This is a genomic window from uncultured Campylobacter sp., assembly GCF_938030785.1.
GTDB lineage: Bacteria > Campylobacterota > Campylobacteria > Campylobacterales > Campylobacteraceae > Campylobacter_B.
Genome location: NZ_CALHIK010000177.1, coordinates 1 through 13,337 on the forward strand (window position 1 = coordinate 1; position 13,337 = coordinate 13,337).

A 13,337-nucleotide genomic window follows, 5' to 3' on the forward strand; every position below is an offset into this window, starting at 1 on the left:
CTATCGCCGCACCCTAGCGTCCGTTAAGCTTAGCCGTTGCGCTTTTTAATGATCTCTTCGCCGACGTTTTTAGGAACCTCGTCGTAGTGATCAAATTCCATCGAATAGGTCGCGCGACCCTGCGTCTGAGAGCGCAGATCGGTCGAGTAACCGAACATCTCCGAAAGCGGGCAGAACGCGTCGATGATCTTGTTGCCGCCGCGCTCGCTCATATTATTGACCTGTCCGCGGCGTTTGTTTAGATCGCCGATGACGTCACCCATATACTCCTCAGGGGTTTCTACCTCGACTTTCATCATAGGCTCCAAGATTACGGCGCCTGCTTTTCTAGCGCCCTCTTTAAAGCCCATAGAAGCGGCGAGTTTGAACGCCATTTCGGAGCTGTCGACTTCGTGGTAGCTTCCGTCATAGACGGTTACGCGCACGTCCTCGACCGGATATCCCGCCAAAACGCCGTTTTGCATCGCCTCTTGGCAGCCCTTATCTACCGCAGGGATATATTCTTTTGGAATCGCGCCGCCTTTGATATCGTTTACAAACTCATATCCGGTGCCCGGCTCCAAAGGCTCTAGGCGTAAAAATACGTGACCGTATTGACCGCGACCGCCCGATTGTTTGGCGTATTTGTACTCTTGCTCGACCTTTTTGCGGATAGTCTCGCGATATGCAACCTGCGGCTGTCCGACTTCGGCATCGACTTTAAATTCTCTAAGCATTCTATCTACGATGATCTCAAGGTGCAATTCGCCCATTCCCGAAATGATCGTCTGTCCGCTCTCCTCGTCGGTCGCAACCCTAAAGCTCGGATCCTCTTGCGCCAATTTTTGAAGCGCGATTCCCATTTTCTCTTGATCGGCTTTGGTTTTAGGCTCTACCGCTACGCTGATGACGGGATCAGGAAATTCCATACGCTCCAAGATTACCTTATCTTTTTCGCTAGCTAGCGTATCGCCCGTAAGGGTATCTTTAAGACCCACGACGGCGCCGATCTCGCCCGCATAAAGCTCCTTTATCTCTTCGCGTTTATTTGAGTGCATTCTTAGCAAGCGGCCGATGCGCTCTTTTTTGCCCTTGCCGGTATTTATGACGTAGCTACCGCTCTCTAAAACGCCGCGATAAACGCGTACGAAGGTAAGCTGACCTACGAAAGGATCGGTCATAATCTTAAATCCAAGACCCGCAAACTCGCCCTCGTCGGTAGAGCTTACGCGAACCTCACTGCCGTCCTCATACTGGCCTTTGATCGCAGGCACTTCATCAGGCGCAGGTAGATAATCAACGACTGCGTCTAGCAAAGGCTGAACGCCTTTATTTTTAAATGCCGTACCGCATAACATAGGGAAAAAGCTTAAGCTTAAGCAGCCTTTTTTTATGCCCTTTTTGATCTCTTCTACGCTTAGCTCTTCGCCGTTAAAATACTTCTCCATCAAGGCTTCGTCCGTCTCGGCTACCGCTTCGATCATCTTATCGCGATATTCTTGCGCTTTTTCTCGTAGCTCGGCAGGAATTTCGACGGTCTCCGGAGCCGAAGGACCCTTGCTATCGTCCCAAACGAGCGCTTTCATAGTTACTAAATCAACGACGCCTTTAAAATCATCCTCGGCACCGATCGGAATTTGAATCGGAACCGGATGGGCTTTTAGTCTATCTTTTACCTGCTGCTCGACATTGTAAAAATTTGCGCCGACGCGGTCCATTTTATTTACGAAGATGATGCGCGGAACGTGGTATTTATTCGCTTGTCTCCAAACGGTCTCACTTTGCGGCTGCACGCCGCCTACGGAGCAAAATACGGCTACCGCGCCGTCTAAGACGCGCATCGAGCGCTCTACCTCGATCGTAAAGTCGACATGGCCCGGGGTGTCGATCAAATTTATCTGATGATCTTTCCAAAAGCAGGTAGTCGCCGCAGACGTAATCGTAATGCCGCGCTCGCGCTCTTGCTCCATCCAGTCCATCGTAGCCGCACCCTCATGAACCTCGCCGATCTTATGACTCATGCCGGTAAAAAACAGAATTCTTTCGCTCGTAGTAGTCTTTCCGGCATCGATGTGAGCGGCGATACCGATGTTTCTAACCATATGTAAAGGGGTTTTTCTTGCCATAATGCCCTCCTACCAACGATAATGCGCGAAAGCCTTATTGGCTTCCGCCATCTTGTAGGTATCTTCTTTCTTTTTAAACGAAGAGCCTTTAGAATTTGCGGCGTCCATAAGCTCGTAAGCCAGGCGCTCTATCATCGTGCGCTCGCTTCTTTTTCTCGCAAAAGAGATGATCCAGCGGATAGCCAAAGCCTGCTGGCGAGCCGGCCTAACCTCTATCGGAACCTGGTAAGTAGCGCCGCCTACACGACGAGATTTTACCTCCATCAAAGGTTTAACGTTATCGATGGCATCGTTGAAAATTTCGATACCTTTCTTTTCGCCGCCTTTATTGTCGATGAAATTTAAGGCGCCGTACATGATCTCGGTAGCGACGCTCTTTTTGCCGTCGAACATAAGCGAATTAATAAATTTTGTGATTACTTTGCTGTCATAAATCGGATCAGGCATAACTTCCCTAACGGGAGCTTTTCTTCTTCTCATTTTATTCCTTCAAATTTTAAAATTTTACTCAAACTCGGCAAAATCTAGTGCCGGTCTGTTTAGGCCAAACTATTTTTTAGGTCGTTTAGCACCGTATTTTGATCTTGCAACGGTTCGTTTCGCAACGCCTGCAGTATCGAGCGCACCGCGGACGATGTGATATTTAACGCCCGGTAGGTCCTTTACACGACCGCCGCGAACTAGCACGATAGAGTGCTCTTGTAGATTGTGACCTTCACCGCCGATATAGCTGATGACTTCAAATCCGCTAGTAAGCCTTACTTTGGCAACTTTACGAAGCGCAGAGTTTGGCTTTTTAGGGGTCGTAGTGTAGACCTTAGTGCAAACTCCTCTTCGTTGAGGGCAATTCTTTAGCGCGGGAGACTTCGATTTCTCGGTAATCTTCTTGCGCTCTTTTCTGACCAATTGATTTATGGTTGGCACATCTTTCCTTTCACAAAAATTTATTCAAAAAGATTTGGATTATACTTTGTTTAAACTTACAGAAACGTAAATTTAACTAAATTTTAATCTCTAATCAGCACAAACTCTCCGCCGCCGCAGATTACTAGGCAGATCGCGGCAGAGAGATACAGATATACGATTTCCAGCTCAAATCCGCCCACTCCGGTAAGCGCGCTCAACGGAGTGTATAGGACGTATATTATCATAAGCACGTTTGCGATCACAAGCAGAGCGCCTATGCGGCAAAATACGCCTATGATTATCATCGCGGGCGCCAGCACCTCGCCTACGTATGCGCCGTAAGCCACCAGATCCGGAATTCCTCTGGCTACCAGCATCGATTTTACGCCGTCTATGCCGTGAGTGAGCTTAAAAATTCCATGCATTAAAAGACAAACTCCGAGCCCCAACCTGATAAACAACAGACCGAAATTTATATTGATCATATTCATGTCTCATCCTTTAAATTTAGGTAAATTTAGGGCTTTTTGCCCTAAATTATTTTTTAAGTTTAACTTCCTTGTCTTTATACAGACCCGTTCCGACCGGGATTATGCGACCTAAAATCACGTTTTCTTTTAAGTCCTCTAATCGGTCAAATTTACCCGCGATACTAGCCTCAGTTAGAACCTTCGTAGTCTCTTGGAAGGACGCCGCCGAAATGACGCTATCGCTTCCTACGGCCGCACGAGTTACGCCAAGCAACACGGACTCTGCGATCGCAGGCTCGCCACCCATCTTTACGATCCGCTCGTTTTCCTCTTTAAATCTGCGGCGGCTGATCAGATCGCCGACGATAAGCTGAGTATCGCCGCTATCGACGATTCTGACTTGGCGGAGCATCTGAGATACGATGATCTCGATATGCTTGTCGCTGATGACGACGCCTTGGGAGCGGTAAACCTGTTGAATTTCGCTGATCAGATAATAATGCAGCGCTTTTTCGCCTAAAATTCTAAGCACGTCATGCGAGCTGATAACTCCGTCGGTAAGCTTCTCGCCTGCGTGGACGAACTCGCCGTTTCGCACTTGGATCTGACGACTCTTATCGATTAAATACTCGGCACTCGTTCCGTCCTCGCCCTCGATTACGATGCGCTCTTTTGCGCGCAGTGCTTTATCAAAGCGGACGGTTCCGTCGATATCCGCGATGATCGCGGTATTTTTCGGACGGCGCGCCTCAAATAGCTCCGATACGCGCGGCAAACCGCCGGTGATATCTTTTGATTTAGCAGCCGCTTTCGGTGTCCTAGCCAAGATATCTGCAATCGCTACCTGATCGCCCTTATTCGTAAAAATCGCAGTCTTCGGTCCTAGGTTATATTTGATAGGCTCGCCCTTGCTAGGAGTTACGATAATGGCCGGTTTGACGCCTTGCGGAAGGTACTCGTTGATGACCAAACGGCTTTGGCCGGTAGTCTCGTCATATTGCTCCGTAGCAGTGTATCCCGGCTCGATATCCTCGAAGCTGATCTTACCCTCGCACTCTGCAGCCACAGGGATAGAATAAGGATCCCACTCGGCGATAATTAATCTATCGTCTTTTTTAGGCTTGGCGATAAGATCTTCGCTTTTTACGACGCTATTATCATCATAGGTAATGACCGATTCACGCGGTATATAGTGGCGGATCGCCTCTCTGCCGTTTTCGTCGGAGATGACTACGTACATACCCTTTTCGCTTACGACGTGGCCTTTTTTGATATCCTTTAAGCGCTCTAAATAATCGCCCTTGAGGATGAAATATTTAAGCGTGCCGCCTACGCCCGCTTTGATCTTTTTGGTCACAGGCTCGCCGTCTTTGACGCGAAGTTCACTTGCAAACGGAATTCGCGTAGGGATATTCCAATCCTCTTTGATAACCTCGACTAGGCTATCGTTTTCTTGGATCGTATCGCCGTTTTTAAAGACGATATAAAATTTACCCTCTACCTTGCCGCTTACGCCCGCAAGCTCGGTAGGCTTAGCTAGATCGTGGCGTCGGATCGAATATTTAAATTCTTCTTTTTTGCCCTTTAGCGTTATATTTACGTCGTCGTGGGTTATATCGATGCTTACTTTGCCGGTAATCGGAGCTTTAATCTTAGGCTCGACCAAAAGCACCGCGGCGTTTCTGCGGTTCATAACGATATTTTTGCCGCCGTTTTCGTAGGTCTTGACGTTGTAATATCTGATAAAGCCCTCTTTATCGGCGATTACTTGGCGATCTTGCTGCTCGGTAGACGCTGTACCGCCGGCGTGGAAAGTTCGTAGCGTAAGCTGCGTGCCCGGCTCACCGATCGATTGCGCCGATATTATACCGACCGCTTCGCCCGGTTTTACTAGCTTGCCCTCGCCTAAATTTACGCCGTAGCACTTCGCGCAGACCCCTTTTTCGGCCTTGCAGGTAATCGGCGTGCGGATATTTACGGATTTGATACCCGAATCCACGATGGTTTTTACTTCGCCAACGCCCAAAAGCGTGCCCTCGGTAAATAAAATTTCATTCGACACCGGATCGATCACGTCTGCGCTTAGCACTCTTCCTATGATTCTATCGGCTAGGCTTTCGATCTGGGTTCCGTTTTCTACGATCTCGGTAACCTCGATGCCCTCGTGGGTGCCGCAATCATGCATACTAACCCTGACGTTTTGCGCGACGTCGATCAGCTTTCGAGTTAGATATCCCGCATTCGCGGTCTTAAGCGCAGTATCGGCAAGACCTTTACGTGCACCGTGAGTCGAGATGAAGTACTCGTTTACGTTCAAACCCTCTCTAAAATTTGAAGTGATCGGCGTCTCGATGATCGAGCCGTCCGGCTTACTCATCAGACCCCTCATACCCGCTAGCTGTTTGATCTGCTCCGCGCTACCTCGCGCGCCGCTATCGGCCATCATATAGATCGAGTTAAAGCCATCCTTGTCCTTCTCCATCATCTTCATCATCTCATCGGCTAGCTTTTTGCTGGTGCTGGTCCAGATATCGATCGTTTTATTATAGCGCTCGCCGTCTGTTAGCAAGCCCGCGCCGTATTGGTTCTGAACCTCTCGTACCTGCTTTTTGGCCTCTTCGACAAGACCAGGCTTGGACTTCGGCACGATGATATCCGAAACGGAGATCGAAACGCCCGCTTTAGTCGCAGATTCAAAGCCTAAATTTTTAAGATTATCCAAAAATTCTGCGCTTATCTCAAGGCCGCCGTTTTTATAGACGTAATCGACAAGCTCGGCGATATCCTTTTTCTTCATGATCTTATTCCAAAGATGATCCGGAATAAAGCTAGGCAGGATCGATTTGATGATCAATCGCCCTGCCGTCGTAAAGATGATGCGATGATCGATCATCGTTTTGATTTTAGCATGGATATCCAGAGCGTTTGCCTCTACGGCGAGCATTACCTCATCGACGTTTGCAAAAATTTTATTGGTTCCCTTGGCGCCCGGCTTTTCCAAGCTTAGATAATAAATTCCCAAAACCATATCCTGGCTAGGCACCGCGACGGGTTTTCCGCTCGCAGGAAGCAAGATATTCATCGAGCTTAGCATTAAAATTTTGCATTCCGCGATCGCCTCTTGGCTAAGCGGCACGTGCACCGCCATCTGATCGCCGTCGAAGTCTGCGTTGAATGCGGCGCAGACTAGCGGATGCAGCCTGATCGCTTTACCCTCGACGAGCACGGGATGAAACGCCTGAATAGACATCTTGTGAAGCGTCGGTGCGCGGTTTAGCATAACCGGGTGATCCTTTACGACCTCCTCCAAGCACTCCCAAACCTCGTTTAGTTTATTTTCGATCATCTTTTTGGCCTGCTTAACGGTCGTGGCGTAGCCCTTCTCTTGCAGGCGAGCGATTAGATGCGGTTTGAATAGCTCAAGCGCCATCGTCTTAGGCAGACCGCATTGATCCATGCGTAAATTTGGACCTACTACGATAACGGAGCGACCCGAAAAATCCACGCGCTTTCCGAGTAAATTTTGACGGAAGCGACCCTGCTTACCCTTAATGATCTCGCTTAAAGATTTAAGCGGTCGCTTATTGGCGCCCTTTACGGCGTTAGCGCGACGTCCGTTGTCAAAAAGCGCATCCACCGCCTCTTGAAGCATTCGTTTTTCGTTGCGGATGATGATCTCGGGCGCATCAAGTTCCAAAAGGCGCTTTAGACGGGTGTTGCGGTTGATGACGCGGCGATACAGATCGTTTACGTCCGAAACCGCAAATTTACCGCCCTCAAGGCTAACAAGCGGGCGCAGATCGGCAGGCAGTACTGGAAGATTCGTAATCATCATCCATTCGGGTTTATTGCCGGAATTTAAAAAGTTCTCTACGACCTTTAGTCGCTTGACGATGGTTTTTTTCTTCGCTTCGGAGTTGGTGTTTTCCATCTCCTGTTTAAGCGTGGATAAAATTTCGACCAAATCAAGCTCGGCAAGCATATCGCGGATCACCTGACCGCCCATTTTAGCGACGAAGCCCGTCTGCGAAAAGCGCTCCTTTAGGCTCTGATACTGCTCTTCGTTTAAAACGTCGTATTTCTCGACCTTTTTGGAATTTTCATTATCGTAAAACGCCTCGCCCGCATTCTCTACGATATAAGCCTCATAGTAAAGCACGCGCTCAAGATCTTTCATCTTGATATTTAAAAGCGTACCGATACGGCTAGGCAAGGAGCTTACATACCAAATATGAGCTACCGGCGTTACGAGCTCGATATGTCCCATTCTCGTGCGACGAACCTTCGAGCTTGTGATCTCGACGCCGCATTTCTCGCACTTCCAACCTTTGTAGCGCATCTTTTTATATTTGCCGCAGATGCATTCATAATCCCTTACGGGACCGAAAATTTTAGCGCAAAACAGGCCGTCGCGCTCCGGTTTGAGCGTACGGTAGTTGATAGTCTCGGGCTTTTTTACCTCGCCATGGCTCCAAGCCTTGATCTGCTCGGGGCTTGCAATCGTGATGGCAAATGCGTCGAAGTCGTGGACTCTGGCGTCCTCTTTGATCTCTATTCTTTCTAAATTTGTATTATCGCTCATTTATTCTCTCCATTCTCGTAAATTTCAACGTCCAGAGCAAGTGATTTAAGCTCGTTTGTTAAAACAAAAAATGTCTCGGGAATTCCGGTAGACGGAACGTTTTCGCCCTTTGTCAGCGCCTTATACGCGGCCAAACGTCCGTCGACGTCGTCGGATTTGATCGTTAGCATTTCGCGAAGCGTGTATGCCGCGCCGTATGCCTCCAAAGCCCAAACTTCCATCTCACCGAATCTTTGACCGCCGAATAGCGCCTTACCGCCGACCGGCTGCTGCGTAACTAGGCTGTAAGGACCGGTGCTTCTTGCGTGGACCTTCTCGTCGACTAGGTGGTGTAGCTTAAGATAATACATGCAGCCCACGTTTACGCGCTCTTTGATCTTTTCGCCGGTGCGGCCGTCGTAAAGCTCGGTCTTGCCGTCTTGATCGATATTTGCCATCTCAAATAGCTTTTTGAAATCCTCCGGCACGATGCCTTCGAATATCGGAGCGGAAAATCTAACCCCTTTCGCCCAGTCTCTAGCGTATTTCAAAAGATCCTCGTCGCTGATCTTTTCAAGAGTTTTTTTAGCCTGCATTAGTTTAGAAACGCCCGCTATCTCTATCATCTTGGCGCGAAGGGTTTTTATCCACTCGCCCGTTTTTTCCTCTAAAATTTGAGCGATCTGCTCGCCTAAGCGCCAGCCCACAAGACCTAGGTGGCTCTCCATTATCTGACCAATATTCATACGGCTTGGAACGCCGAGAGGATTTAGCACGATATCCACGCGCTGTCCGCTAGGCAGATACGGCATATCGACCTCAGGAACGATATTTGAAACGATACCCTTATTTCCGTGGCGACCCGCCATCTTATCGCCCACTTTTAGCTTGCGCTTAGTCGCGATATAGACCTTTACGAGCTTAACGACGCCGCTTGGCAAGATATCGTCTTTTTCTAAAATTTCGATCTTTTCGTCGTGCTCCTCTTTGAGTTTACGCTTTTCGTTTTGAAAGTGGTTTTTAAGCTCCTCGTATTCTTTTTGAACATTCTTGGAATACCCTTTGACGAAGGAATTTAACGCAAAGCGGTTGGAGCTCTCAAGCTCCTCTTTTTTAACCTTGTCGCCCTTTTTATAATCTTTTTTGTTGAGGCTTTGATCGCTTTGTAAAGCGCTTTTGGAAAGAAGCGCCACTACCTTTAGCATCTCCTCGCGATCGAGCATCAAAAGCCTGTCGTGATGCTCCCTTTCGAGCTCGGTTTTTTCATCCTCATAGGCTTTGTTCGTGCGCTGATCTTTCTCGTAGCCCTTTTTGGTAAAAATTTTAACGTCGATTACTACGCCTTCCATCGAAGCGGTAGCGTAGAGCGATTTATTTACCACATGCCCCGCCTTCTCACCAAAGATAGCGCGTAAAAGCCTCTCCTCGGGCGTTGGCTTAACCTCGCCTTTCGGAGTTACCTTGCCTACCAAGATCATGCCGGGCTTTACGTGAGTACCGATCTTTACGATACCGCTATCATCAAGGTGGGTAAGCTCCTCCTCTTTGATGTTAGGGATATCGCGAGTGATCTCCTCTACGCCGTCTTTTAACTCTCTAGCCTCGATATCTTTCTCATAAACATGCACGCTGGTGTATTCGTCGGCGCGGATCATCTTCTCGCTCATAACGACGGCATCCTCGTAATTGTAGCCGTGCCAAGGCATGAAAGCTATGAGGGCGTTTTTGCCGATCGCAAGCTCGCCGCCGTCCATACTAGGACCGTCGGCTATGATTTGACCGGCTTTTATCACGTCGCCTTTGCGCACGATCGGGCGCTGTGAAAAAGTAGTGTTTTGGTTTGTGCGTAAATTTTTCTCCATCGAGTAGTGATCGATAAACGGCCCCTTCTCATCCTCGCCCAAAATGAATATATTTTTATTATCGACCTTTTCTACGACGCCGTCGCGGCCGGCTTTGATCGCTTCCCACGAATCGCGCGCGATGATCGCCTCCATACCCGTTCCGACGATAGGAGCGGTGGAGTGCAGAAGCGGCACGGCTTGGCGCTGCATGTTCGAGCCCATCAAGGCGCGGTTGGCATCGTCATGCTCCAAAAACGGAATCAGCGATGCCGCTACGCCCGCGACCATACCGGAGCAAAGGTCTATCAAAGAAATATCCTCGCGCTTGGCCATGATATTTTCGCCGTCTTTTCTGACCTCCAAAAGCTCCTCTACGATATTGCCCTCTTCGTCCAATTTGGCGGACGCAGGAGCGATTACGAGCCCCTCTTCCTGTGTAGCGGTAAGATAGACGATCTCGTCGGTGACCTTGCCGTCTACGACCCTTTTATACGGAGCCTCGACGAAGCCCAGATCGTTTACCTTCGCATAGGTCGCTAGGGTATTGATCAGACCGATGTTTTGACCCTCCGGCGTCTCGATAGGGCAAATTCTACCGTAGTGCGTAGGATGAACGTCGCGCACTTCAAAGCCAGCGCGCTCTTTAACTAAACCGCCCTCGCCCAGCGCAGATAGACGGCGTTTATGCGTAACCTCGCTAAGCGGGTTGGTCTGATCCATAAACTGACTTAGCTGGCCGCCGGTGAAAAATTCCATAAGCGTAGTGGTAATGATCTTTGGATTTACGAAATCATACGGCATAAGCTCCTCTAGATTGCCGCTAATGCCGGTAAATTTATCCTTGATCGCCTTTTGAACCTTGATAAATCCAAGGTGCATCTCGTTTGCCAAAAGCTCGCCGATCGAGCGGATGCGGCGGTTGCCGAGATTATCGCGATCGTCGATGAAGCCGTCGCCATTTTTAACCCTGATTAGATATTTCGCGGTTTTGATGATATCTTCGCTGGTTAGTACGGTTACGTATTCCGGCGCTTCGATGCCTAGTTTATGATTCATCTTCATGCGACCAACCTTGGTCAGATCGTAGCGCTCCGGATTGAAAAACAGATCGTTTACGAAGCTCTTTGCCGCTTCTTTTACCACCGGCTCGCCTGGGCGCATTACTTTGTAAATTCTAATCGCAGCCAGATCGTTCTCGTCGTCTATGCCTTCGCTTTGCTGCAAGAGTTTAAGCGCATCGGCGTCCTGGATGAAAGAATTTATGATCGAGGTATCTACGCCGCTAGCTAGGTCGTTGGCGATCGTAAATTTTTTCTCGGTGTTAGCGATCTTGGCTAACTTGCCCTCATCAAGCGCGGTTAGCGAATCAAAAAGCACTTCGCCGCTGTTTTTATCGACGATGGCGTCGGCTAGGTAGCGCTCGGCTAAAATTTCAGCCGGATATTCGATTAGCTTTAGTCCGTCCTCCGCTAGTTTCTCCGCTTTTTTGGATGTTAGGCGCTTGCTTGCTTGATGAAGCACCTCGCCCTTTTCGTTTATAATGTCGTAATCAAGCCTGCCGGAATACTCTTTAGGATCGAAATCGGTCAGGAATTTTCCTTTTTTAATATAGATCGTCTTAATAGGATAAAATAATTTTATGATGTCTTGTTTTTTGTAGCCGAGTGCGCGAAATAGGATCGTGATCGGAACCTTGCGCCTTTTATTTATGCGCACGTATAGTACGTCTTTTACGTCGTACTCGAAGTATAGCCAGCTGCCGCGATCCGGTATTATTTGAGCGGTGTAGATAAGTTTATTTAGAACGGTTGGACTCTCTTCCTCTTTGAAGATTACGCCCGGACTCCTGTGTAGCTGATTTACGACGACGCGCTCTACGCCGTTTATGATAAATGAAATTCTATCGGTCATTAAAGGAATGTCGCGGATAAATATATCTTGCTCTTTGATCTCTTTTACGCCGATTTTTTTGCCCGTCTTTTCGTCGCGCTCATGCACGAGCAAGCGGAGCTTCATCTTTAAATTTACCGAATAAGTAAGCCCTCTTTCCATGCATTCTCTGATCGAATACTTTGGCTTTGAAATTTCGCTGCTTACATACTCGATACTTAGTCTATTCTGTGCGTCGTGGATAGGAAAAATGGCTTTGAAAACTTTCTCTATGCCGCTTTCTCCACCCGAGTTATCAAGATTTAAAAAATGATCAAAACTTTTCTTTTGCAGTTGTAATAAATTCGGAATTTCGATCTCTTTAGGGACCTTTGAAAAATCCACCCTGAGACGATTTCCTGAATATAGGCTATTTAACATTCCACTACCTCGTAGTTGTATTTTAAAGAAAGAAGTGCCGATGCGACGCACCGGCACACATTTGTATGCGAAATTTTAAAATTTCGCGATTTATTTGAGTTCGACTTTAGCGCCTGCTTCTTCAAGCTCTTTTTTAGCCTTCTCGGCGTCTTCTTTGTTAAGTCCCTCTTTAAGAACGGACGGAGTAGCCTCGGTAGCGTCCTTGGCTTCTTTTAAACCAAGGCCTGTTAAGGCGCGAACAACCTTAATTACGTTAATTTTCTTATCGCCAGCATCAAGCAATACGACATCGAATTCTGTTTTCTCTTCAGCCGCTGCCGCGCCTGCGCCGCCAGCGCCTGCGCCACCGGCTACCATAACCGGAGCTGCGCTTACGCCGAATTTTTCTTCGAATTCTTTAACTAACTCGCTAAGCTCTAGCACCGAAAGATTAGAGATATACTCTAAAACATCTTCTTTTGAAATTGCCATTTTATTCTCCTAAATTTTAATTAAGCGCTAGCTTCTTTTTTCTGCTTAAGCGCATTGAGGCCGATCGTAAAATTTTGAATCGGCGCATTCCATACTTGAAGTAACATCGCGATAAGCTCGTCTCTCGAAGGCATCTTCGAAAGCGCTCTAACCTTATCTACGCCGGCTACTTCCCCATCGATATGAGCGGTCTTAAGCTTAAAAATTTCGTTTTTCTCTTCAAATTTAGCCGCTACTTTACATACAGAAAGCTGCTCGCCCCATAAGAAGATATTGGTATCTTTAAAGCTAAGTCCGTTTTTTTCGGCATTTTTTAAAGCGATATTAGCTAGGGTATTTTTGATAACTCGAACCTTTACGCCCGCTTCGCGCGCGCTATTTCTAAGATCTTCAAGCTGCTTAACGCTAAGGCCTTTAAAATCGGAAATTACTATAGCTTCGCTAGCTTTGAAAGCCTCGCCAAGCTCCGCTACTATCTTTGATTTTTCGTCTCTCGTCATTAGGTCTCCTTTCCGATCGGTGATTTCAAGCCAAGCGATCGAAATTTTAAAATTTCGATCAATTAAGTTAAAAACCTTGAGCTATCTCCAATCTAAGATAAAAATTTAAAATTTTATTTTAAATCGATTATTTCTTGATTATCCAGCGTAACCGCAGGGCTCATAGTAAG

The 13,337-nt window shown here is 47.8% G+C and carries 8 protein-coding genes; all 8 read right to left on the reverse strand.

All coding sequences use genetic code 11. From position 1 onward, the window contains the following. Positions 1-29 precede the first annotated feature (29 nt). Positions 30-2,105 (reverse strand): elongation factor G, encoded by a 2,076-nt coding sequence (gene fusA / locus Q0438_RS10160; RefSeq protein ID WP_299190611.1) that lies wholly within the window; start codon positions 2,103-2,105, stop codon positions 30-32. A 9-nt stretch (positions 2,106-2,114) separates the two neighbouring features. Then, positions 2,115-2,585: a 30S ribosomal protein S7 gene (rpsG, locus tag Q0438_RS10165; RefSeq protein WP_177386837.1), complete on the reverse strand. Its 471-nt coding sequence runs from the start codon at positions 2,583-2,585 to the stop codon at positions 2,115-2,117. A 69-nt stretch (positions 2,586-2,654) separates the two neighbouring features. After that, positions 2,655-3,029, reverse strand: coding sequence for a 30S ribosomal protein S12 (gene rpsL, locus Q0438_RS10170; RefSeq protein WP_005872613.1), 375 nt, complete (start codon positions 3,027-3,029; stop codon positions 2,655-2,657). 83 nt (positions 3,030-3,112) lie between these two features. Continuing rightward, positions 3,113-3,502, reverse strand: a complete 390-nt coding sequence (locus tag Q0438_RS10175) for a DoxX family protein (RefSeq protein WP_299190612.1) — start codon at positions 3,500-3,502, stop codon at positions 3,113-3,115. Between the two features lie 46 nt (positions 3,503-3,548). Beyond that, positions 3,549-8,063, reverse strand: coding sequence for a DNA-directed RNA polymerase subunit beta' (gene rpoC, locus Q0438_RS10180; RefSeq protein WP_299190613.1), 4,515 nt, complete (start codon positions 8,061-8,063; stop codon positions 3,549-3,551). Beyond that, positions 8,060-12,196, reverse strand: a complete 4,137-nt coding sequence (gene rpoB, locus Q0438_RS10185) for a DNA-directed RNA polymerase subunit beta (protein WP_299190614.1) — start codon at positions 12,194-12,196, stop codon at positions 8,060-8,062. Before rpoB ends, rpoC begins: the two co-directional genes overlap by 4 nt. A 90-nt stretch (positions 12,197-12,286) precedes the next feature. Next, positions 12,287-12,667 (reverse strand): 50S ribosomal protein L7/L12, encoded by a 381-nt coding sequence (rplL, locus tag Q0438_RS10190; protein ID WP_177386842.1) that lies wholly within the window; start codon positions 12,665-12,667, stop codon positions 12,287-12,289. Positions 12,668-12,687: 20 nt separating this feature from the next. Next, the gene (gene rplJ, locus Q0438_RS10195) at positions 12,688-13,167 is read right to left on the reverse strand and encodes a 50S ribosomal protein L10 (RefSeq protein ID WP_295152864.1); all 480 of its coding nucleotides are present in this window, start codon (positions 13,165-13,167) and stop codon (positions 12,688-12,690) included. Between the last annotated feature and the right edge of the window lie 170 nt (positions 13,168-13,337).